The organism is Dysgonomonas sp. Marseille-P4677, from assembly GCF_016652235.1.
Classification (GTDB): Bacteria; Bacteroidota; Bacteroidia; order Bacteroidales; family Dysgonomonadaceae; genus Dysgonomonas.
The window spans coordinates 1-25,983 of record NZ_JAEPKU010000010.1; the positions used below are offsets into that span (position 1 = coordinate 1).

The 25,983-nt window shown below is 35.9% G+C and carries 17 protein-coding genes; 2 read left to right on the forward strand and 15 right to left on the reverse strand.

Translation table 11 applies throughout. The features are described from left to right. Positions 1–87: 87 nt before the first annotated feature. The 15 genes from JGH11_RS03830 to JGH11_RS03900 form a co-directional block, all read right to left on the reverse strand. Complete coding sequence (locus JGH11_RS03830) at positions 88–738, reverse strand: hypothetical protein (RefSeq protein WP_201110246.1); 651 nt, start codon at positions 736–738, stop codon at positions 88–90. Positions 739–804: 66 nt separating this feature from the next. After that, positions 805–2,124, reverse strand: a complete 1,320-nt coding sequence (locus tag JGH11_RS03835; protein ID WP_201110247.1) for a phage integrase SAM-like domain-containing protein — start codon at positions 2,122–2,124, stop codon at positions 805–807. A gap of 289 nt (positions 2,125–2,413) precedes the next feature. Next, positions 2,414–4,441: a glycoside hydrolase family 97 protein gene (locus JGH11_RS03840; RefSeq protein WP_201110248.1), complete on the reverse strand. Its 2,028-nt coding sequence runs from the start codon at positions 4,439–4,441 to the stop codon at positions 2,414–2,416. Between the two features lie 105 nt (positions 4,442–4,546). After that, entirely contained in the window at positions 4,547–5,695 is a 1,149-nt protein-coding gene (locus JGH11_RS03845) for a glycerate kinase (RefSeq protein ID WP_201110249.1), read from the reverse strand. 64 nt (positions 5,696–5,759) lie between these two features. Then, positions 5,760–7,052 (reverse strand): GntP family permease, encoded by a 1,293-nt coding sequence (locus JGH11_RS03850; protein ID WP_201110250.1) that lies wholly within the window; start codon positions 7,050–7,052, stop codon positions 5,760–5,762. Positions 7,053–7,059: 7 nt separating this feature from the next. Beyond that, complete coding sequence (locus JGH11_RS03855) at positions 7,060–9,864, reverse strand: DUF1080 domain-containing protein (RefSeq protein ID WP_201110251.1); 2,805 nt, start codon at positions 9,862–9,864, stop codon at positions 7,060–7,062. A 24-nt stretch (positions 9,865–9,888) separates the two neighbouring features. After that, complete coding sequence (locus JGH11_RS03860; protein ID WP_201110252.1) at positions 9,889–11,145, reverse strand: Gfo/Idh/MocA family oxidoreductase; 1,257 nt, start codon at positions 11,143–11,145, stop codon at positions 9,889–9,891. Positions 11,146–11,395: 250 nt separating this feature from the next. Beyond that, positions 11,396–12,931, reverse strand: a complete 1,536-nt coding sequence (locus tag JGH11_RS03865; protein ID WP_201110253.1) for a hypothetical protein — start codon at positions 12,929–12,931, stop codon at positions 11,396–11,398. Between the two features lie 19 nt (positions 12,932–12,950). After that, complete coding sequence (locus tag JGH11_RS03870) at positions 12,951–13,742, reverse strand: endonuclease/exonuclease/phosphatase family protein (RefSeq protein WP_201110254.1); 792 nt, start codon at positions 13,740–13,742, stop codon at positions 12,951–12,953. A 6-nt stretch (positions 13,743–13,748) separates the two neighbouring features. Further along, on the reverse strand, positions 13,749–14,534 hold the full coding sequence (locus JGH11_RS03875; RefSeq protein ID WP_201110255.1) for a hypothetical protein: 786 nt from the start codon (positions 14,532–14,534) through the stop codon (positions 13,749–13,751). 6 nt (positions 14,535–14,540) lie between these two features. After that, entirely contained in the window at positions 14,541–15,317 is a 777-nt protein-coding gene (locus JGH11_RS03880) for an endonuclease/exonuclease/phosphatase family protein (protein WP_201110256.1), read from the reverse strand. Positions 15,318–15,338: 21 nt separating this feature from the next. Beyond that, positions 15,339–17,120 carry a RagB/SusD family nutrient uptake outer membrane protein gene (locus JGH11_RS03885; protein WP_201110257.1) on the reverse strand — a complete coding sequence of 594 codons (1,782 nt, stop codon included), beginning with the start codon at positions 17,118–17,120 and terminating at the stop codon, positions 15,339–15,341. A 13-nt stretch (positions 17,121–17,133) separates the two neighbouring features. Beyond that, a complete protein-coding gene (locus JGH11_RS03890) occupies positions 17,134–20,493 on the reverse strand; it encodes a TonB-dependent receptor (RefSeq protein ID WP_201110258.1) in 3,360 nt (1,119 codons plus the stop codon). Between the two features lie 167 nt (positions 20,494–20,660). After that, positions 20,661–21,704, reverse strand: coding sequence for a FecR family protein (locus tag JGH11_RS03895; protein ID WP_201110259.1), 1,044 nt, complete (start codon positions 21,702–21,704; stop codon positions 20,661–20,663). Positions 21,705–21,755: 51 nt separating this feature from the next. After that, positions 21,756–22,364, reverse strand: coding sequence for an RNA polymerase sigma-70 factor (locus JGH11_RS03900; protein ID WP_201110260.1), 609 nt, complete (start codon positions 22,362–22,364; stop codon positions 21,756–21,758). 346 nt (positions 22,365–22,710) lie between these two features. On the opposite strand from JGH11_RS03900, the gene JGH11_RS03905 reads away from it, so the two are divergent. Then, on the forward strand, positions 22,711–24,336 hold the full coding sequence (locus tag JGH11_RS03905; RefSeq protein ID WP_201110261.1) for a DUF6377 domain-containing protein: 1,626 nt from the start codon (positions 22,711–22,713) through the stop codon (positions 24,334–24,336). Between the two features lie 258 nt (positions 24,337–24,594). Next, entirely contained in the window at positions 24,595–25,980 is a 1,386-nt protein-coding gene (locus tag JGH11_RS03910; protein ID WP_201110262.1) for an SGNH/GDSL hydrolase family protein, read from the forward strand. Positions 25,981–25,983: the final 3 nt, after the last annotated feature.

Sequence of the window (25,983 nt, forward strand, 5' to 3'; positions counted from 1 at the left end):
GCCTAGTATAGAAAAACCCCACTAATCATAGGATTAGCAGGGCGGTATAAGTTCGCAAAAAAAGTATAACTTAACTAGTCAACTTCTCTACTCTTTTTTTATTTTCTCATCAAGCTTACCTCCATGGGGTTTAGCCTCAAAGCCAAAAGCTTCTTTCAATACTTTATTATCATTAGTACCACAAATTTGTTGAATAACCCATGCACAAGCTCCCATCGCTCCATGCCATTCCATCTGTTGAGGGTTTGATACAAATCCTCTTCCAAACCAATAAAGCCAATTGTCTAAAGTCGTTTCTATTTTTTGCTCAGTTATTAGAAATTTATATATATATTCCAGTCTTCTATCATCTATATTACTTTTAGGCTTAAACTTATATTTTATATTATTTAGCTTCTCATTTGCAGCAATGACTAATAGGTATTTATGATATATAAAGTTGAATGTTTGCATCTTTAGCAACCATTCTTTTCTTAACTCCTTTAATCTATCCTCCTCCTCTTTCCACATTGGATAGAAGCTCCAATATATAAATTCATTAGGATAATCATTTGAACCAGATTCAAGCCACACAATTCCAATCTCATCTTCTCGTATATCATTTAGTATTCTTTTATACTCCTCTATTGCTGACTCTTTCTTATTAGGTGCGAGATTTAACAACCTCTTAAAAAGTTTAGCATAACGCTCAAAACCGTCTTCTGGCTTAGCCTCTTCCACAATTGCTTTAAATAGCATATTTTTATACTCATTATACTCCATAACTATTCTTCTAACAACATTTTATTAAACCTCATTCTCTTTTCAGGTTATATATCCTTGAGTAACAGACTTACTTGTTGAGTGACCCATTGCTTGAGAAATATATCGTTCGGATACTCCAGCAATAGTAAGATTCGTGGCGAAGCTGTGGCGTGCATATGTCATACTCACTTTCTTTTCAATCCCAAGTAATTTACAAGCCACTTGAACCCTATCCCGAATATTGCTATTCTCCAGAGCGACAGCCTTTTTTATTGTAACTTCATTCGTCTCTCCGTTAAGTATTTGCGGAAAAATACGTTTTTCTAACTCTGGAGCAGAAGCATATTCGTTCAAGATAGTTTTTAGCTCTGGTATGATTGGTATTATTATCTCTATATCTTCGTCTGTGGTGTCTTGAGTCTTCCTCCTTATAAATTTGAGTTCACTTTCCCCAGACTGAAAATAATATTCACTCCATTCTAATAATGCCATGTCAGCCATGTTTAAACCATTCCCGAGATAAGAGAACACCCAGAAGTTAATAGACTGATATACGAGTTCTGAGTAGCTTTTTCGCCAACTATCGGGAGCAACAAAGGACATTAATTTCTTAATTTCAGCCACAGAGATAAATTCATCCTTCCTACTCTTGCCCTTCTTTATCTTCACTTTGCCATCGTTACCTCTGCCAAAAGGGTATTGGCTTTGTTTTAGATAGCCTTGGCGAAGACATTCGTTTACGACAACCCGACAAGCACGCATATACATACCTTGGCTTGTATTACCAATGCTGTCATCTTTCATCTTCTTTTCCCATTTTTCGATGAGGTCAGCACCAACTCTGTCGAAGCTTATATTTTTACCAACAAATTTAGTGAAAGAATTATAAGCATACCTATAAGCATCTGCCGTTCCTATTTTCTTTTGACTTATTACATCAATCCATACATCTGAAAAACTTAATTGATGACGACCTGTCAACTTGGTTTTCAGGTTCTCAAAACTAAAAGAATCATTCTCCAATAATTCTTCTACTGCCCTTATTGCTTTGTCGAATATTTGTTCTTGACTCTTCTTCTCTTTAAAACTTTGACTATTACCCTTAGCCAAACGCATAGCATCCCATTGAGCGATTGTACAAGAGAAACCTGTTTTGTAATAAAACAACTTACTGTTACATGTAACTCTTATAGCGACAGGTACTTGTTCGAGGTCTTTTATTTTAGATAAATATTTAAGAAGGTCTTCATCCTTTAGCTCTCTCAATTCTTTTATATAGGAAGAATGTTTTCGAGGGTCTAGGATTAAAGTTAACTTAATTCCTTCAATGGTTTTCTCTAAAAGTGGCTTTAATACCGATTCAATTCTTTGAGTACTCATAATTATTGGTGTAAACGAGGTGTAAACAAACCCTCTTTAATGATATAAACTTACAAAAAACAATCTAAAACACCAAATTATTATATATCAAATACTTACATAATATTGTAAGGGTAAATAAAATAGAAAAAATCAATAAAAATCAGCTCTAATTGATTCATAATCATGAGGTCCGGGGTTCAATTCCCCGTCCCGCTACCTAGACAAAAAGAGGTTTACAATAAATTGTAAACCTCTTTTACTTAATGGAAATTGTCAATTAAAATGAACTAAAATGATAGATTGATAACTACAGTTCAGGATAAATCTTTATAACGTATCCTCCTCCTGGAGCCATTGAAATAGGCAGTTTTCGGCTATCCGAAATACCTATCACTTCTGTTTTATAATCACGGGCAACTTTATCTGCATTTACTCCATCCTTAAATACCTCACCTTTAAATTTACCTTCTCCTAAAAATGATAAGTCTAATTCAAGGCTACGTGGGTCCCAGTTAGTCATTGAGCCGACGTACCATATATCTCCCTTTTGACGGGCAATAGTTATGTATTTACCTATTTCTCCATTTATAGAAACAGTATTATCCCAAACAGTTGGTACTGAAGCAATGTATTCTGTACATTCTTTCTCCTCCATATAATTGGAGGGACTATCACAAAGCATATTCAAAGGAGATTCGAATATAACATATTGCGCAAGTTGACGGCAGCGCGTACCTTGACTCATGGCTTCTGTATATACAGACCGATAATTACTTCTAATAGCATTGCGCATTGCACCTTGGGTATAGTCAAACGGCCCGGCAACCTGACGTATAAATGGTATTGTAACATCATAAGTAACCTGATCCACATCTGCGTCCCATTTCATCTGTTCCAACCCAAATACGCCCTCAAAATTGATAACATTCGGGTAAGTACGTTGTAATCCTGTTGGCTTATATGTACCATGATAGTCAATCAGCATTTTATACTTCGCTGCAATTTGTGCCCCTCGATGATGAAAGTCTACCATTGGCTGATCGTCTCGATCCATAAAATCAACCTTGAATCCTTTTATTCCCATCTCGGAATAATGTTTACATATACCTTCTATATCACGATTAAGAGCCCAATATCCTGCCCATAAAATGAGACCGACATTCTTCTTATTGGCATAATCTACCAAGTCTTTTAAGTTTATTTCCGGTACCACCTGCAATAGGTCAGCTTTCAGATTCACAGCCCAGCCTTCATCCAAAATGACATATTCTACACCAAATTTTGAAGCAAAGTCAATATAATATTTGTAAGTTTCGGTATTTACTCCGGTCTTAAAGTCCACACCATAAAGATTCCAGTTATTCCACCAGTCCCATGCAACTTTACCAGGCTTTACCCATGAATAATCTCCTTGAGCAGGTGCGGCAAGTTTATAAACCATATCGTTATTTGCCAATTCAAAATCTTTAGATGAAATAATTATTGCACGCCAGGGAAACTCAGTAGCACCATCAAACTTTGCAATATATGATTCTCTGGATTGCACCTCTCCTTGCAACATATTGTGTCCTCCTTGTTTAATCTCATTCGGGTAGGGTGCAAAGACTCCTGAAAGAGTATTACCTCCTGTCTTATTATATAAATACATACCCGGATAATTGATTAAATCAGCCTCTGTGAGACATATCTTTTTCCCGTTGCTCGCTTCAATTACTAATGGGGAAAAAGCTAAACGCCCCTTTGTCCATTGAGATAAAAAGCTATGTTCATATATATTCTCGAATGAATTATAAAACTGCATTTCAGTAGTTATATTCTGATAACCAGTTTTAGCTCGCTTTGATTGATTATCTCTTACATAAGGAATAAAAGCTTTGGCATCGCCAGAGAAATTAAAATCAGCTTGTTCATTTAAGACTTCAAAAGGCTTCTTCGACATAGATACAAAGCGATAAGCGACACCATCATTATACGCCCTGAATATTATACTATAATCGCCCTTAAACTTCAAGGATAGTTCATTGTAATTATCTTTAACTTTAGTCTTCTTATAAATAATGGCATCGATAGTTTGATTAATGGTCTTAGTCAATGTTTTTTCCAGTTTGGCATTAATGCCATAACTCAATCCATTGCTTAGAGTCATAGATATAGCAGATCTATCAAGCATTAAATCTCCTTGATGAGAAATTGAATATTCTATATATTCCCCTATTGTTATATTTACTTCTATTTTGTTATCAGGTGATTTTAGAGTAAGTTGTTTTTGAGCCAGAATATCTACCTGACAAAGTAAGAAACCTACTAGCAGAAGCAAAAAAGCATTGTTTTTCATTGGTCTATAATATTTATTTATCAAAAACATAAATTTTAGAGATGAATCTCTCAGATTTTATTTTTATAATTAACTGTATAAGCAAAAGGTTAAGTTTTAGTATTTCTATATTTTAGGATGACTATTTAATAACCTTACTATATTTTCAGTCGTTCTCTCCACATTTTCTTCTCCTTTTTTCATAGCTTCTTCAATTGTCATTGCTCCGGGAACAATTCCCAAAATGGCATCAAATCCCATATTGTATAATTGCTCGATTCCCTCTCCAATATAACCGGCAATAGCTACTACTGTTTTATCTACAGCTTTTGCAGTCCTTGCTACACCAAAAGGCGTTTTTCCGTATTGTGTTTGAGAATCAATACCCCCTTCCCCAGTTAGTACTATATCTGCATTTTTTATTATTTCTTTTAGGTTTGTATAATTAATTATTATATCAACCCCTTTTTCTAACCTTGCATTCGTAAAAGCTAATAGCCCTGCACCCAAGCCGCCTGCGGCTCCTGCCCCTGGTATATCTTTCACTTCTTTTTTCAGTTTTCGTCGGATAATCTCGGCATAGTGACCTAGTGCGTTATCCAGAATTGTTACCATTTCAGTGGTTGCACCTTTTTGCGGACCAAAGACAAAAGATGCTCCCGTCTTACCACAAAGAGGATTTGTGACATCACAAGCTACTTCAATATCCACATTTTTCAGCCTAGGGTCAAGCGAAGAAATATCTATTCTATTCAACCTGGCTAGTGCAGCCCCTCCCGAAGGAAGCTCCCGCCCTTCTATGTCCAGAAATTTCACGCCAAGCGCTTGTGCAAAACCTGCACCACCATCATTAGTCGCGCTCCCTCCTATTCCAAGAATAATCTTATGAACACCCATATCGAGACATGCTTTGACTAATTGTCCTGTACCAAAGGTCGTCGTAATGAGTGGATTTTTTGTATTCTCATCCACAAGGTGGATTCCACTAGCAGAAGCCATTTCAATAGCAGCAGTTTTACCACTACCCATAATTCCATACCGAGCTTTTACCGGTTTACCCAAAGGACCTGTAACTTCCAACTCATAAATAGTTCCATTTGTAGCATCGACCAACGACTGCATTGTACCCTCTCCTCCATCGGCCATTGGTACTTTTATACATTCCGCATCGGGCAAAACTTTTTTTATTCCGCGTTCCATAGCATCACAAACCTGTTTGGCAGTCATCGATCCTTTAAACGAATCGGGAGCGAGAACAAAAACTGCGTTCTTCATATATAATAAATATTTGCTTAAACTAAATTATAATCAAGGTAATGAGAAATTGATAAAACTAACTTTAAAATACAAATCCATATAAGATTGTAGAGACCAATGTCATAATTCCTCCTATAATAGCCTCATATGGAACAACCTTCATACGCTCTTTAATAGACATATACATCGAACCTGCTGTCACATGAAAATAATTACCCTGAGGAAGCTGATCTATCACTGTTGCGCCTGTATGTACCATCACAGCTGCTGAAATAGGCATAGTTCCAACATCAAGTATTGCCTTTCCGAAGGAGCCTGAAGCCAGTATTACGCCTGTCGATGTAGAGGCTGTTGCGGCCGCCATCAGTACACCTGCAATAGGAGCCAGAAATGTTCCAGATATTCCAGATTCGTTGATAAGGGCAACAATCCTCACTGATAAATCCGATGCGGATATCAGTCCCGCTATTGCTCCCGCTCCTATTAATATAAGCACCGTTGCAGTCATGCGGTTCATACCACTTGACGTATACTCAAGGATCTTATTTGCTTTACCCATTGCTATCATTCCTATTATACCTGCGATGGGAAGCACATACATAGCGTCCAATTTCAAGCTTTGCAATACTGATACTCCAAAAATGGAACCAATCGGATTAACCATCAATAGTAATATTGCGACTACTGGTGCAATAATCGCTTTACTAAAAGAGGGATAATCTGAAGTATCGGCAGGCATTTTTATATCACTATCTTTTATTTCCGATCCTTTATTCTTGATCATTGTAGCTACAAGAACAGTCATAAGTAATCCAAAAACTGCAGGAATAAAGCCATATAGCATGACCTCACTCAGTTCTACACCGAAACCATTAGCCACTGCAATAGAATTGGGATTAGGCGATATTACATTTCCAGCCTTCCCTCCACCCGAAAGAGCTAAAAGAAGAGCGATTTTAGAAAATCCCATTGTTTTAGCAACCAATAACCCAATCGGAGCAACAATAAGTACAGCCACAGGTATAAATACTCCTACAGCGGTAATTATCATAGTTGCTAAAGCAAGGGCCAGAATGGCTTTACTCCCACCCAGCTTTTTGACAATAGTCTGTGCTATCGTCTCCGCTGCACCGGAGTCCATCATGACTCCGGCTAGTACTCCCGCCGCTAATACCCGAACAACTATACCTATAATACTTTGAGTCCCATTAATTATGATAGAAGTTGTCTGTAATAAATTGGCCCCCCCGATCAGGCAACCTAGTATCGCACCTAAAAATAAAGAATAAACAGGATTCAGCTTCTTTAAAATCAAAATGATCGCTATAGCTAGACCTATCAAGGCTCCATACCATTCAATGGTTGCTGCTTCCATATATAGTTTATTTCAGATTCTTAATCCTTATATTTTTAAACTTAACAGGCGAACCATGTCCTAGAAAACCTATATGCCCTTTTTTATTGAAAAGTCCCGGATGCATCTTTTTATCCGGTATTCCATTTTTAGTGGCTTCTCTTATATTTCCATCCAGAATAACAGTTCCGTTTAATGTTATCTTTATATTATCACCATTAGCAATGACCTCCTGATAGTTCCATTCTCCGACAGGTTTCAGATATCCTCTCTTGGCCGGGATAATACCATAGACCGAACCATGATATTGATATGGAGCAAGGTTACTATACACAGCTGCTTCATTATCCAGAATTTGTAATTCCATACCAACATATGCGGCATCACCTTCCATCGGGGTACGGATACCCAAACCATTATTTGCAGCAGTAGTCAACTGAAATTCGAAACGGAAAATAAAATTCGAGAATTCTTCTTTAGTATATAAGTTTCCTCCATGAGCACTACTAGGATGAAGTGAAATACAGCCATTCTCTAATACATAATCAGTTACATTTCCTGTCCATTGATCCATATTTGTTCCGTCAAAGAGAATATAGTACCCCTCTTTTTTTTCTTCATCCGAAAGCAAAAACGGTTTAGGAGGAATTAAACTACTTAGGTGATCACGAATAGCCTGTTTCTGATACTCAGCATCCGGATTATCCAGAACTAGAATGACTTTATTTAATAAATCGTCTACATTTTTTCCAGTAAAGTTTTTATTGGCCAACGCTATAGTCATTACAGCCTGAGCTGCTTCCTGTTGAACCGATTTATCATCAAGATATTGCCCTGCAGCCAGCATAGCCGGATATGCATTGGTTTTACCTAATTGTACCAATATGGATTTCTTTTGCTCTGTAGTTTTAGCTAACAACAAAGCATTATTAAGGTATCTAAATCTATCTTCTGCTTTAATCTGTGGATCAGATACAAGCCGTATATATCCAGATAATGAGTGGTCAAAATAAGCAGACAAACTAGTATCTTTACAGATAGCCAATAAATCTTTAGCTACCTCTATGCCTTTCCAATCGAGCAACGAACGAAAAGCAATTTCTTGCGCTTCACCTGTTGAGCTTTTAAAACCATCAGATATTATTTTTAAAGACTGTTTATCTCCTGTTGCTGCTAAGACAGGAAAATACAGATATTTTTTATCTAAAGGAGTTTTATCCATTTGGTTAATTACTAATGCTACTTGCTTATCAGCAGAATAATCTGACAATGAATTTATTATTGCTTGTTGTATTGGCTGAACAAAAGGAGTATCCGCTTTTTCCAGAAGCTTATATAAATCAGGTAAGTTTTTGGAAACACTGATATCTTTGAGAGCAGCATAAGCTGCAGTTTTTACTCCTTGAGAATCGGAAGCTAATAAGTCAAATACTATATTATCGAATTTTGAAGCTTTTCGTGCGGCCAATAATTCTAAGGCTGCTATTTTTCCTTCATCCGTTACATTTTTCATTATTGGAACAATCGCAGCAGATATATCTCCATCTGTAGAACACAATCCATTTTTCGCCATCACTATAACGCCTTTATTATCTGATGCTAACAAACCAGACAAAGCTTCTATAGATTTTTCTCCACCGATTCGAACTAAGACATCGACAGTAGCTTTTTTTAGAACCATATCGTTATCACCCAGTTGCTCAATAAACATATCTGTGGCTAAAGAACCTATCAATGTTTTCTTCTTTACATCTGTACACTCTTGCAAAAACCAGTTAGTAATATCTGTTTTTACCGCCGGTTGAGCTTTTTTCATAACCTTCAATAGCTCTTTATACATTTTTTCGGAAGTAAAGTCCGATACAAAATTGAGAGCTGCAAACCGATAATTTCTGTCATCCTCTTTCAAGGCTGCTTTCAATAACTTTATTGATTCTTGGGGTTTTGCAGTCATAAGTATTTGTAAAGCCGCTTCACGAGTCTGATTTTGCCCTGCTTTCTCAGCTTTTTTCATCAAATTGTTCGCTGCTTTTGCAATATCTTTTACCTCTCCCTTATCAAGTAATCTTTTTAGTAGAGATATGTAAGCTTCTGTTGCACCTGATTTATCCATCGCATAATTTACTTTCTCTGTAGCAATAGACAAAGCTTTTAAGGAGGTCTTAGTGCCAGAACGGCTTAAAGCATACAGGGTTGCTTTCTGAATATCATCATTTTCATTGTTCAATATAGCAAGCAATTTATCTTCTGCCGCAGCTATTTGCATTTCTCCTATAGCTTCAATAATGTCTTTCTTTGTATTAGAATTAGTAGCTACATCAAGTGCATTAAGCAGTGCTCTGGCTGCATCATCTGATTTAATAGAGGCCAATGCACGACAGGCAGGACCACTTAAGTATTCATCGTTAAAAAATGACGATAGCTTTTCAACAGCTTCGTCTTTTCCCAATATTTGCAACTGACCAATAATAAAGGCTTTGATTTCTCTATTATCAGTCATATCCAATGCCTTTATATAAGCATTCGAAATAATTGAACGATTGATATCCTGCCCTTGAGCTGAAACATAGTAAGAGAGTCCGTTTAGAGCATATTCAACCTGAGCATTACTCCCTTTCCCGGGAACATTCATCATTTTTACCAGACGAAAAACACCTTCTTCTTTTGTCGAAACTAGATCATTTAACAAGATATTGTATTGCTTTTCATTTTGTGCCGGCATTTGGGCCAGAACATCAGCAATAATAGTCTCAACTGTTCTTCCTGTAGGTGTCTGAGCTATAGATACGAGACAACATATATATGCTAAACATAATAAATATATTTTTTTCATAAGATTTTTTTTAGAATTAAATCATTATATATTCCATGGTGAGCGCATTGGCTGATTGACAAGGCGGTTTGCCGCTTCATCATTGATAAACTCCAATTTTACGGGATCAAAGTGCAATGTGCGGTTTAGTCTTAATGCTACAAGCCCCATATTAACAATAGTAGCAGATCTGAAACCATTTTGCTCGTTAAGGGCAAATGCTTTCCTAGTTTTTACACTTTCAATAAAATCTGTTACCTGAGATTCCGGTTCTGGATAATCAGCCAACTTTTTCTCCCAATTAGGAATATCGCATACAAAGTTCTTATATACATTTCCATTAGGACCTGATATATATGGAGTATCAGGGTCTCCATAATCGCCTCCCCACAATACAATCTGACAACCATCATCATAAGTATATGTTATGGAACGCCAAACCCCAATAGCATCGGGATGTTGTTGCGGTGCATCCACTTCCACTTTTACCGGACTTGTATTATCTTTACCTAAGAGATATTGAACAGGATCTATATAATGTTGCCCCATGTCTCCTAATCCTCCGCCATCATAATCCCAATAACCCCGGAATGTACTATGAACACGGTGAGAATTATATGGTTTGTACGGCGCGGGTCCGAGCCACATGTCATAATCTAATTCTTCGGGAATGGGTTGCGGTTCGAGATATTCTTTGCCTACCCAAAAGAATTTCCAGTCGAATCCGGTATGTTTGCTTATCGTCACCTTCAAAGGCCAGCCCAACATACCACTCTGAACTAGTTTCTTTAGAGGTTGAACTGGTGTTCCCAATCCATAAAAATTATCTTTGAAACGAAACCAAGTATTCAACCTAAACATATTACCATATTGTTTTACGGCTTCCATTACCCTCTTACCTTCCCCTATAGTCCGGGTCATAGGCTTCTCACACCAAATATCTTTACCTGCTTTAGCTGCTTCTACCGACATGATTCCATGCCAATGAGGTGGAGTTGCTATATGGACAATATCCACATTCTTATCTAAAATAAGATCTCTGAAATCATGATATGCCGCTATTTTTTCAGTAACAAGGTTTTTACCTAATTCCAAGTGTTTCTTATCTACATCGCAAACTGCAACCAAACGTGTACCAGCATATTTAAGGTGGCCACGTCCCATGTTTCCCGTACCAATTATTCCCTTGGTGAGCTGATCACTGGGGGCTATATAGCCATTTCCCAGTACTTGCCGGGGAATAATTGTAAGAGCAGCGAATGCCCCTATGGTCTTAATAAAATTTCGTCGATTAGTTTTCATAATATCTGCTATTTATATTTTATGGTTTAGCGTTTCAAGGTCCAAAATTTATAATATAGACTGTTTATTAACTCTATCTATCAAACAATTAATACTGTATAATTCTTTCTCTAAACTTTAATACAAATTTATCAGGCATATTAAAGCTATTCTATCTGAGCATTCTATCTAACCAGACAGTAATGATTGTTGATAAAAGAGGGAAGTACAGATTGTATTCTGTACTTCCTCAAAGATAAGATTTTTTCTATTAGCGTTGAACTATAATTTTCAGTTTACATTTTCTTCCATAGAGTTTTGTTACTCCTGAATAATCGAACCCAGCTAGATTAGGAGCAGAGTAGTGAGCACTCATTCCATTACCTGAAGCTGGACGATCTATCTTACAGCCATCCTTCAAAGCATCAGAATCGTCTGGAGCTTCCAGAACTTTTATTATACCCCATTTAAATTCACCATCTATATTGCGACGGTTAAAAGCAACATATGTACCTTGTTTAATATTGTGGCTACAAGCATCGGCCTGATCTGTAGATGCTCCCTGGCGCCACATAACAAGGTTGCTTGTTGTACCGGTAGATGCTGCTAAATAATCTTTGAGTTCATCCAATGCCTGGAAAGTTTCCCAATTCCCTGTGCTATTCTCAAAGAAACTATCTAGGTCCATACTTGTAGCTATCGCATCAGTAATTATCTTAAAATTAGAGAGATTTAAAGTCATTGTAGTTAACCATTGAGCATCTTGCTGTCTACCTACAGGCCCTCCATTCAGGCGGCTTGCACCAACAAATGCAAATCCACGCTGTGCAGTATAAGCAAAATTTGTCTGGTTACGCCAGATATTTGCAAACATAAAATCAACATTGCCTTTACTTGCTGAAATAGCATCATTTAAGGACAGTATATTCTTAACAGTTCCATTTACGTTTACTCCATCAATTGAGAATATATATGGTTGATTCGGATCTCCCGGATTTTCCCATTCGGGCGCCATTTCTATATTATCAAATATATAAGCTCTACCCGGAGGTATTCCTGTAATTCCCTTAATACTAACAAAATGTACCTTTTCAACATTTCTGATATCGACAGCTTTAATCATGATCGCATCAGCCCTTTCATCATCTACTGTAATAGAGAATTGGAATGTTTTTTCTTTTTCATTTGACACTGCAATATCCTTTACATCCTGAAGCTCAAGGTATGGGGATTTTTGAACTAAACAATAACTCAGCGATTTAAGTCCCTCAATAGAAATTACTTCACCTTTCAACGAAACAGAACCATTTAGTTCTACAGATTCTATCTCCGTTGGCTCTGTAGTTATTTTGGGTGGTATTCCTGTTATTTTTCCAATTGAGATATTCTGTATTACTTGTTTTACATAAATATCATTGGCTACAATCGCAATGCCACCTGCATCTTCAGCATATATCGGAACTTCGATAGAAAAATTATAAGTATTAGGAAATTCTGCTAATTTTACATGTACTCTTTTGCTGGCATCAATTTCTTCATATCCATCTGCTGTCTTACGCAGAAGTGTACCATATATATTTCGCAATCCATTAGGTGCTGCAACAGTACCTTCAATAATCTTGTTGGTGTTTATATCAACTTCGTTATAAGATGTCTCAGTAGTTAGATTCAAGGTTGGAGGAGGATAGGCATTGTCATCTAAATAATTAGTTGCCTTATCTTCATCACTACAAGCCATAAAAAGAGTAGCCATAATAAACGAAAAGCACAATAATCTATACCTGATATATAATAGATTCTTTTTCATATTAATTCATTTTTAGTCATTAATTAGTCTCTAAAACTAATGTCGTAATAATTGGTAAATGATCTGATAATTGAGTAACCGGTGTGTATGAATTCACTATTTTCCAGACATTTGAAGATGGATAGCAGAATATATAATCTATTTTCGATTTGGGATTATTGGCTGGAATTGTATGATCAGGACTGCTTACCTGCATCCAGTTCTTCATTCCATTAGCAATTTCATCCGAATCGGGTCTGGCATTAAAATCACCACATAGTATCATTGGCGTTTTAATCTTCATTAATTGCTGATTAATGAAATCTACTTGCGTTTTCCTCACATCTGAAGTTGTGTAATCAAGATGTGTACAAGCAAAAGTAATTGATTCCTCATCAGACAATTCCACTTCACTGATTAAAAGGGCACGCCGTTCTTTTGCACCATCTGGCATTGGCAAAAATAGGCGTTGCGACTGACTAAAAGGATACTTGCTAAGTATGCCAATTCCATAATACCCACCGGCATAATCTATAGTTCTGGCATACAGAGATAGCATTCCGGTACGAAAAGCCAGTTCGGAAATAAAGTTCTTACCATTCTGATGTGGAGCTCTCGTTCTAGATGTGTTCACATCCACCTCCTGCAATGCAACGATGTCGGGATTTTCTTTTTTTATAAAATCGGCAAATTCTTCTAATGAAGCCAATTCTCCAAAACGAAGATTATAGCACAAAACCTTAAGTTGTACCTTATCTTGTGCTAATAAATTTATTGCTAAAAAAGAAAAGATTATCAGTATATATATACGAAAGTTAAATGTCTTCTTCATCTGTATTTATTTAAGTAATTCAATCTGAATAAGAAAGCTTTTAATATCTCCTGATACAACAGATTCGGTCACATCTCTCAATTTCCATTTTGACGATCCAAGAACATATATGCAATATTCACTCGATTTGCCTGTATTGTCAATAATATCTAACATATAAGAATCTTTTGTTAACGTAGTACTTAGAGATGATTCTAATTTAGATAGAACGCTTCTTTTTACAGTACCAACAACTAATGTCGAAACAAAAAGATTGTTCTTTAGAAAACTGACAGCAGGCGTGATCTGATCATCCGAATTGATAGATGCTGATAAGAATCTCATCTTCAAAGAAGAAGTAAATGCTATTTCTGCTTGGAACATCCAACAATCAGTAGTTAAAATTGTTTGTTCCATCTCATCTAACGCCTGACCAAAGAGGATGGTATTTCCCAAATACTCGTTATCAGCTCTCCCATAGGGAACAAAATAGGGCATATAAAGCGACTGATGTGCAACTTTTACGGCAGGATTTATCATCTCTGTTTCCGAAAAAGAAACATTCGTATTGTTTAGTAAAATTGCATTTTGCTCTTTTGCCTTTATTGCATTAACTACAGGAGTGTAGTTTGAATTAGGGAAAAGACTTTCCGCTGATAAATCAGATATTATCAAAACTTTAGCGGTCCTACTTTTATCCCATATATCGTCCTTTCCTCCGCCTCCATTGTTCCCATCATCACCATTATCGGATGAACAAGCAAACAATAGTGATGATAACAGTATTCCTATCAGTTTTATTAAATCTTTCATATCCGGTTATTTATTATATTCAACATCCGTCACTAAAGCACAATGGTCTGAAATACCTGTTTCTTTGAGTATCTCATAGCTTTTCACAGTCCATTTGCCTGTAGGTTTAGCAAAAATATAGTCTATTTTACTTGTAGGTATCGCCGGAAAAGTCGGAAAATTATTACAAATTCGTTGCCAGGTTGCCATTCCCTGAACAATTGCATTCTCTCCGGGCTTGGCGTTAAAATCTCCAGCTAATATGATAGGAAGTGAATTTCCTATATATGAATCTAACTGACGTACCATGTCTAAACGTACATTATCGGTTGAATGATCCAAATGAGTAGCCGCGACCCGCACTTTTTCATTGTTCCCGGGTAGTATTACATCAATATAAAGAACCGTTCGCTTTTCTTTCAGATCTGCAGAATTACTTGTCAATGGATTATTAGAGATTTTCTGTATCGGATATTTTGACAGAATAGCAACTCCATATTTTCCTTGTTGGTAAGTAATAGCCGAGCCAAAAGCCGAAAACATTCCTAACTCTGCGGCCAGCTCTGTTGTAAAATCTTTTCCTCCATTTCTTACTGTAAAATAATCTACTTCTTGCAAAATAATAAAGTCGGGATTATGTTTTTTTATCAAAGTAGCAAACGGTTTAGCAGAGTAATTAACCAACTCTCCAGACATACGGGTATTGAAATTCATCAACCTGAAAGATGTCTGTGCCATTAACGAGCTATGGGGCAGCAATACTAATAGAACACAAATAAATAAATATCTAATATTGTTAATCATAATCATTTATTTTGATAATAGTCACTCCCACCCCGGATTGTTTGGTTTCAAGTTTGGATTTAACTCCATTTGCCTGTATGGAAGAGAAAAGAGATAATTTTTAGGGCTTGAGAAAACGCGGGAATCGTCAAATATGAGAAAACCTTTATCATCAAACTTTGTAGTTGTTGAAAATACCGCCGGATCGTAAGCATAATCTTTGCGAATTCCCTTCATAACTCCTTTTTCCTGACGTTCTGGTGTTTCCGATTTATCTACTCCTAATTCATAGCCTTGTTTCCATCTCATAAGATCGTACCAACGATGCCCTTCCATAAATAATTCTACACGACGTTCTCGTTGAAGCTCAGTCTTCAGATCCAATCCGTTGCTTTGCAATTCTGTAAGAATCATTCTTTTCATACCTACTCTGTCTCTCAGTTTATTGATCGTTTTATCAATAACATCCTGATCTAATGAACCTAAGTTAAACATCGCTTCGGCATAATTGAGGAGAATCTCTCCATAACGGATAAAGATTATATCATTGTCATCTTGGTTGTAAAGAGGAACTTTCGATGGCTCACAATATTTACGAATGTAATAGCCCGTATAAGTTACTGCACCTTTTCCATCATTATTGAATTTAGGTGACCGGAAGATATTTGTTTTAGATGCGTCTTCGGCAGCATTTGCGATGCCTCTGCCATCTACCTTACCGTACCATTTGTCGTATCCCGGATATACTATAGATTGTTTTAGTCGAGGATCCCTGTTTACAAATACACTATCGTATGCACTATAAGCAGGAGTGTATGTACCATTTCCTTTGTACAATTTGGATTTCTCTATCGGCAATCCATCAGTACATAGATAACTATCTATCATAGATTTAGTAGGATTAAACCTTATAATTTGATCGGGAACCTGCAACTCACGGCTCAAATTGTGTCTGGTTGGAGAAGGTAGATCAAAATTGTATACGTAAGATAATATAGCCTCTTTATTACTTGCTTTACGAGAGGCCCGCCCTTCGAATGTAAACAAGTCGAAATAGTCCTGATTCGGGCGTCCTGTAGTATATAATCCATGATAAGCATATTCACCACCAGGCATAACAGCCTCACATGCGGCTTTTGCTACACTCCATCGATCATTTTGTAATGCTACACGAGATTCCATCGCTTTCGCAGCAGCACCAGAGATTCGGCCAAAACTAGTAGTTCCCGGCTCAATATATCGTGGTAGTGTTTTAGCAGCAGCATCTAGTTCTTCTAAAATAAAATCTACAATTTCGGCACGAGATGTACGTGCAGCAAACAATCTATCATCTCCCGGAGGCAGAGGTTCTGTAATGAATGGCACATCGCCCCAGAAACATGTAAGATAGTAATAGATAAATGCTCTTAGGAATCGTACTTCTCCGGCATATTGTTCCAGCTTTTTAGAGTCGACAATACCTTCAGCCCGCTTATAATTCGCTAAAAAGTAATTACAGCGTCTCATTTGTTTATATGCATCTTTGTAGCGACTATCTAACGTAGAGAAGTCCGAACCGTATAATCCGCTTCCGACTTGTCTCCATCCGCTAAGAGTATACCATAAAGCATTATCGCTCAATCCTTCCGAGATATTAATCATCATATCTTTCCCTATCAAAGCCCAATAACAGCCATTTGCCGCATTTTTTACTTGCAACTCTGATTCCCAAAAATTAGCATCAGTAAGTTCGTCTAGCGGGGCCTTTTCCAGAAAGTCATCATTACAGGAAAAAAGTATAGATGAAAATACGAGTATAAAGATGTATGTAATATTCTTTTTCATAGTCAAATTAGTTTTAATGAAGACTTATATTTACACCAAATACGAAAGTTTTTATCTGTGGATAATTACCACCTCCCTGAATAGGTGTTTCGGGATCACAAGTTGAAAAATAATCGGAGATTGTAAACAGGTTATCTGCCGAGACATAAAAACGACATTTATCTATCCTCATGTGTCTTGTCCACTTAGCCGGTAATGTATAACCTAGCTGTATATTTTTCATCCTCAGGTATGATGCGTCTTCGATCCAAAATGTAGAGAAACGTTGGTTATAACTTTGATTGTACGTGAAACGAGGATATTTTGCATTCGGATTTGGGTTAGATGCCTGATAGCGATCTACGTGGAAGGTCTGAGGATATGTTGATTGATCGGTAAATGCATGACGCGCAGGTCCGTAAATGTATCCGTCCACTTTCCCTACTCCTTGAAGTAAGAAACTGAAATCTATCCCCTTATATTCTATATCTCCTTTTAGGCTAAATGTATAGCGAGGGAGGGAGCTTCCAACTACTTTCCTGTCGTTATCCAAATCAATAGCACCATCATCGTTAAAATCTTTATACTTTATATCTCCAGGCTGCACTAAACCAGCATCACCAGACATAATAGGAAACTTAGGATTCATGTATTTACCCTTTGTCGCATCATAATATTCAAAATCGGTAGGCATAGCTATACCATCAGCCACTAAACCATAAAAAGCGTCATATGTATCCCCTTGCCTGGTTATAGTATATGTTCCGATTTTTTGCGATTCCCATTTTGTTATTTTATTTTTCACATCGGCCAAAGTAAATCTTACTCCATAGTTGAGATCGGAACCTACTTTATCTCTCCAGTCTAGCTGTATCTCCCATCCTTTATTTTCCATTTCGCCGCCATTTTCATCCATGTCTTTAAGGAATCCACCTACAGCAGGCTGCTCTCGAGTATACATTATCCTTTTTGTTTTTCTAAGATAGTAATCGCCTGAAAAAGAGAGTTTATTGTTCAATATATTAATATCCAATCCAATATTGGTAGTATGCACCATTTCCCACAACAATAGAGGGTTTCCTATATAAGTTTCGGCATATCCATCATTTGCAACTGCTCCTAAAGCAGGTACTGACACATAACCTATACGAGAAATATAAGGGTAAAGATCCGAGCCTGTAGAATATTGATTCCCAAGTATACCCCATGATCCACGCAATTTTAATTGATCTAAGAAAGTCTTGAAGTTTTCCATGAAATCTTCTTCAGAAATGCGCCATCCGGCAGAGAAAGAAGGGAACCATTCTCCTCGGTAACTTTTATCGAAGCGGGACGTTAAATCGTAGCGAAGATTAGCTTCCAATAGATATTTACTTTTATAATCATAATTTAAACGCCCGAAACCTGAACGCATAGACCAATGGCTAGCAGCGGATGAATTTGCCTGAGTATCAGCTGATCCAAACTCTAGTACCGGATCTTTTTCTGTTATCAGATTTTTTCTCGAAGCATTAAACTGATCACTTCTTTGCCATTCTTGCTGATAACCGAACATTGTGTGGAAACTATGCTCTTTAATTTTCAGATTATAGTCTGTCTGAATAAATAAGTTTTGGCTAAGAGTCCTGTAATCCCTGTTTTCTATAGAGTTTGGTGTGTTAGTTGTGTACCATATTTCGTCCGTGTCCGGATAATAGAAATTGATAGTTTTACTAAGAAGATTTCTGAAACTATTAGATTGGCGAGTTATATAATTCGCTGAAGCCGTCCAATCTTTCATTATAGTCGCTTGCAACGTAAAATTACCGGTAAACTCGTTCGATCTAAAATTTTGACCGCCACCGTCGGTTAGATAAGCAACCTGGTTACTTTGTCCCCCTCCGTATCCCCATTTTCCGTCAGTAAAGCGAACCGGTACTAATGGACGGGTTCTCATTGCATTGTATAAAGATCCGGCAGTTAGGTCAAAAGAAGCATTAGGTGCTGTGAAATTTCTTTCGATATATCCCATATTAGCTGTAATATTGAATATATCCGCTACTTTTGTACTTAGTTTCAAACGGACATTATGTCTTTGTGAGCTGGTAGACTCTCCTACTGTTAAACCTTTCTGATCAAGATATCCATATGATATAAGATATCCCATATTTTTTGCTTTACCGTCTACACTTGCATTAAAGTTATATTGCGGTGCAGACGATTTAAATACAGCATCTATCCAATCAGTGTTAGCATAATAATTAGGATCTGAACCGTCAATAACCTTTTGTATATCCGCAGCCGTATAGTTCTGATTTCCGCCAACATTTGCCTGGGCCTCATTTTCCCAAGCCATAAAAGTAGGGCTATCAGCCATTTTTGGCATTTTAGTTGGTTTTTGTACTCCTACATAAGAATGGATACTGATTTGAGGAGCGCGTTCGCTACCTTTCACACTTTTAGTAGTTATCAATATTACCCCATTTGCTGCACGATTTCCATATATTGCCGCTGAGGCAGCATCTTTCAATACAGAAATGCTTTCTATATCATTTGGATTGATAATATTCATATCACCTTCCGCCCCATCAATTAACACTAATGGACTATTATTAGATACAGACCCAATACCCCTTATTTGTATTGAAGCATTAGACTGTCCAGGTAAACCTCCATTTGCACTTGCCGTAACCGTCATTCCGGGTACTAACCCCTGCAAACCAGTAGAAACATTGGTTATCGGACGCTTATTCAGTTCATCCGGAGTAATTACAGCTACAGAACCCGTCAGGTTGATTTTCTTTTGTGTCCCATATCCGACTACAACAATTTCGTCCAAAAGTTTATCCAACGGTTGTAATACGATATTAAGTTCGGACTCATTCTTTATTTTTATAGCCTCTGTTTGATAACTCACATAAGAAACTTCCAAAACTTCTCCGATAGATGCTTCAATAGAGAATTTCCCATCGATATCCGTTAAAGTGGCTATGCTTGTTCCTACTATTTTTACCGTAGCTCCAATCAAAGGTTCTCCCTCATTATCAGAGACAGTACCCTTCATCATTACTTTTTTGTTAGAAGCAGGAACCTGTTGTGACTGAGGCTTTAAAATTATTTGTTTGTTCAATATTTCGAAAGAAATACTTTTTCCTTCAAATGCTTTTTGCAAAATAGCAGGTACTGTTTCATTGCTAAAATTTACAGTAACGTGCTGGTTCATATTAATCGATGAATTAAAAACAAAAGTATAACTTGTTTTCTTTTCTATCTGAGCCGTAAGCTCTTTAAGTGTCATCTCTCCGGTGATACTAATTTTTGATAAGGTTTGATTTGTATTTGCTATTGAAGGTAACGAATAAAGAGAAAACACGAAAAAAGACAAAATTGCGATAAATCTGGTCGTTTTTATCATAGTTTAGATTGTTAAATTTTTGAATAAACCATTATCTTTGCAACAGACAATTAAGATAATAACCTACTACTAAGAATAAATTCTTAGTAACTCACACCAGGTATTATAATCGAATTGTTGCTTGATTCGGGTTGAGAAACCCCAATTTCTCAACCCGTTTTTCCGCTCTATTTATATTTGATAGTCACCTCCTCTCCCTTTATTTGGTAATTTATTGGTGTTATTCTATTGATCAGTTCAAGAATCTCTGTCAATGATTCTGTTTTTATAGTTAACCAATAGTTTTCATGCGACATCTGTCCCTCTATAGTAATCTTAACACCGTACCAACGCTCCATTTTGGATATAACTACCGGCATTGGATCGTTTATAATCTTGAGTTGTCCATGTCTCCATATACCATCTATTTCCGGATCGCAGATTTTCAGTTTAAAACTATTATCATCTTTGTTTATAACGATCTTTTCATTAGGCTTTAAAACACCGAATACTTTATCATTTATCTTACCTACCGAAACACGTCCATTTATAACAGAAACTGAAATCTCTTTATCACCTCGATAAGCTTCAACATCGAACGAAGTACCTAATACACTTACCTCTATATCATTTATCGATATCTTAAAGTTTAGGTTTTCATTCCTTGTCACATCGAAGAAAGCTTCTCCTTCCATTTCTATATTCCGGTTATCAACTCCATAATCGGTATTATAAGTTATTTTTGTGCCTGAATTTAACCATACTAATGTTCCATCAGGTAAGAAGAGTTTTGTCTTCTGCCCTGGAGGTGATTCCACTGTTACTTCCTTTTGTGCGGGTGTTATCGATTTTATGTGAAATAGAGAAAAAGAAAAGCCTGTAATTAAAGCAATAGTTGCTGCAATAGCAGCCACTTTTAAAAGTGTTTTTCTACTATATGATTTATCTATAACCCTATCTGTTTGTGTATCTTCTTCGTATCTGTTATTAGATGATAATTCTATTCTTTCTCTAAAAAGATTGAATGCCCTATCCTTATCAAACTTTTGACTCTCCTTAATATATTCAATAGAATGATATATCTTTTCTATTTCTTCAAAATAGGAAACATGAAGCTCCGACTCCGATAGCCAGAGTTGTAATTCATCATTATCTCTTGCCGAAATAGTTCCTTCAAGAAAATCGATTATAAGAGTGAGCTTATGTTCGTCTATATCGCGATATTTTTCCATTTATAATGTTGCTTATATAATTAAGACAAACCAAAATGGAAAAAGGGTAAATCAAAACAGATCTTTTTTTAATAAAATAAACAAGAAAGGGATTAACACATTTATATAATCTTTTAAATCGTTTCGCAAACGCGACAAAGCAACTTTCATATGATACTTTACAGTATCGACAGATACATCAAGCGTTCCTGCTATTTCTTGGTACTTCATATCAGAAAATCGACTTAACTCAAATATCCTTCGGGTTAAGTCGGGCATCTTGGCAAGACTATCTTTAATCTTCAAATCAAGCTCTCTTTCTATTAGTTTTGTCAATGGAGTGTTATCCAGATAAGTCAATACATCTGTGTTTTTCTCTATTGCCGATTGAAGTTCTGATTTTATGGATTCAAATTTTTTCTCCCTGACCAAATAGTTTATCGATGTATTTTTAACGGCACTCATCAGATAACCACGTAAAGTACTGTTTATCGTCAAACTTTCATGTTTAGACCAAATAGAGAAAATGACATCTCCTACAATCATTTCCGCAATATAAATGTCCTTCACATACTGATAAGCATATGTGCATAAAGCCTGATAGTGATAATCATATATATATTTATATGCATCTTCCTTTCCGGCCATTAAGTCTTTTATCAGATCTTGCTCCTTATCCATGATGCAAAATATCTTTTGCCCTTAGCTTGTTATAGTTTTTTTTTACAAAAGAGACTGATAGTGCATTTATCTTTTTATCTTATCGTCCCAAATTTAGTTTTTTTTATTCAATACAGAAACTTTACATTTATCTTTAACGTGATAAGTTCATCTCTGCTTTTGTAGGAATCAGACAAACTCCATATATAAATAATTAATTGAAACAGATTAGCAATAGTCTGTATAACTTAGATATAAAAAAGCCTTTTGTATACCCTTAAACTAGAAAAACTTAGTTCATTATAATGATTAATTTGATTATTTTTGTGTAAGTTTTTCATCTATCTCTATTTATAGCCTATACGTAATGAAAAAGATATTACTTCTCTTGTTTTGTTTTATATATAATATATCAGGAAATCTATATTCTAAAAATGAGATCGATTCTCTTCTAAAAGTTTTGGATAAAACTATTTCGGAACGACCTATGTATATAGAAAAGAAAATCTTTAGAATAGATAGTTTGAAATCAAAGTTAAAGAACCACCTTTCGTTACTGGAAACATTCCGAATAAATGAAAATATCATTTCTGAATATGAATCTTTTTCATGTGATTCTGCTGTTACATATATTGATAAAAATATAGATATTGCAGATAAATTAAACAATAATGAGCTCTTATATCAAAGTAAATTACAATACTCTTTCGTATTGTGCTTATCAGGTGCATTTACCCAAGCATTAGAAGTTTTAAATAGTATAGAATTTGAGAAATTGCCTACGCATTTAAAAATTATGTACTGCTGGACATACATACGATACTATGAAAATCTTATAAAATATACCGATGATACAAAGTATGAAAGTAAATACCTGTCCGAAAAAATGCATTATAGAGATATTATCATATCATTTCTTGATAAAGGAACTGATATATACCTAAAAGAAGAAGCATTTAAATTTCAGGATGAAGGACGATATGAAGAAGCTTGTGAAATATTGACCGAAATATTCTCGAAACAAGAACCTTATACTCATAGTTATGCAATGTCTGCCATGAGTCTGGCCTTGGTATATAAACACCTTAATGAAAATGTTTTGACGGAGAAATATCTTATTCTTGCTGCCATAACAGATACTAGGCTTGCAGTAAAAGAAAACGAAGCGCTTCTGGCATTAGCTATTAATCTTTATAGTAAAGGCGATGTTAATAGATCATACAATTATATCAGAGCGGCGCTTGACGATGCAAACTTTTATAATTCCCGTTTTAAAAATACAGTAATCGCAAGAGTCCAACCTATTATCGAAGATACATATCTGAATAGAATAGAACAGCAAAGACAAAACCTCCGACTATATGCAATACTCATAAGTCTGTTTGTTGTAGTATTAGTAATCGCTTTAGGTTTCATCTATAAGCAAATAAAAACAGTATCGAGAGCCCGAAAAAAACTCAAGGATATGAATGAAAAACTAGCCACTATAAACCAAAAACTAGATGAAGCAAATCTCATCAAAGAAAAATATATTGGCTATTTTATGAACCAATGCGCTGTCTATATTGATAAATTAGATGATTATAGAAAAAATGTAAATAGAAAGTTGAAAGCAGGTCAAGTAGATGACTTGTACAAGCTAACCTCTTCTACTCGCAATATAGAAAAAGATGTTGAAGAATTATATAAAACATTCGACCAGGCATTTTTTAAAATATACCCTAATTTTGTAGAAGAATTTAATGCTTTACTAAAAAAAGAGGCACATTACAAACTGGAAAAAGAACAACTGAATATCGAACTTCGTATTTTTGCTCTTATCCGTTTAGGTATTACCGATGTCAATCAAATTGCTGTATTTCTACGTTATTCTATTCAAACTATCTATAACTATAAAAGTAAAGTGAAAGGAAAGGCAATAATTGAAAGTGAAAATTTTGAAGAAGAAGTAAAGAAAATAGGCACTTTTTCCGATACAAACCATTCCATATAGTTTACCAAAACGCAAAATAGACTCAGATATAAAACCCTGTATATATTACACTTAATCAAGATAACGCTATAAAATAGTTTACTCAAGAGCTTACTACCATCCGGCAGTGAGCTCTTTCAGTTTATATATTTGTATACAAATTATTTTAAGGCCTTTTTAGGAATATACAGTATAAATTTACCGGTATCACTGTATAATAAAGGAAGGTCTCTGGAATAATTTAAAAGAATATAGCTAAGAATCTTTTTTTAATACAAAATGAAAAATATACTAATTTCTTTTTTTGCCCTATTTTGTGTTTGTTCCTCACTGACTGCTCAAAATATTACTCCTTTTAAGGACGGAGATAGAGTAGGATTTCTCGGAAATAGCATTACCGATGGAGGCCATTACCATTCATATATATGGCTCTATTACATGACTCGCTTCCCTGATATGCAGTTAACCTTGTTTAATATCGGAATTGGTGGAGACAGAGCTATCGACATGGTGAATCGATTTGATGGAGATGTACTGAGTAAAAATCTTACAGTCCTCATTACAACTTTTGGGATGAACGACTCAGGCTATTTCGAATATAATGGTGAACAACCTGAAGCATTTGCCGACCAAAAAGTAAAAGAATCGTATGACGCATATAAGCAATTAGAATCCAGATTTAAATCCCTTGAGAATATGAGGATGGTACTCATGGGAAGCTCTCCATATGATGAAACTGCAGTTATAGAAGGAAATAACGCTTTCAAAAATAAAAACAAAGCAATGTTACGTATTGTCGATTTTCAGCGAGAATCGGCAAAAAACAATGGATGGGAATTTTTGGATCTTAATACCCCTATAACAGCCCTTAATAAACAATTTCAACAAAAAGACCCGACGTTTACTATTTGTGGAAATGATCGTATTCATCCCGATAATGACGGCCACATGATAATGGCTTATATGTTTCTTAAAGAACAAGGATTTGCAGGAAAGGAAGTTGCAGATATTAAAATCGATGCTTCTAAAATAAGTGTTATGTCTTCTTCAAACTGCGAAATAAATAATCTAAGAAAAACTTCAACCAGAATTAGCTTCAATTATTTAGCGAAATCGTTACCATATCCTATGGATACAATAGCGCGAGGATGGGGAAGTAAGAAAAGCCAGGCCGAATCTATGAAGATAGTCCCATTTGTGGACGAAATGAACAAAGAGACATTGACTGTTAAAGGATTGACCGGAAATTATAAGCTCATAATCGATGAAGAAAATATTGGAATCTGGTCAGCAAAAGAACTGGCTGAAGGGATCAATCTTGCAACTCTCACCAATACTCCTCAATACCAACAGGCTCTTAAAATAATGATGCTTAACGAAGAACGTTGGGAAATAGAACGTCGATTCCGCGAATATGCATGGGTAGAATTTAATTTCTTTCTGCCTAAAGGTATAACCAATCTCAATAGCCGGGAAGCAATCCAGATTTTAGATAAATACAAAGATAGCAATGGTTGGCTCAATGGCAGACGTGATCTTTACTCGAAAGCAATGTTTCCGGAAATAAGAAAAGCATGGCAAGATGAAATCAATCTGCTTACCTCAACTATTTATGAGATTAACAAACCTCGTGAAAGAAAGATAACACTAGTAAAGATAAAATAAGTC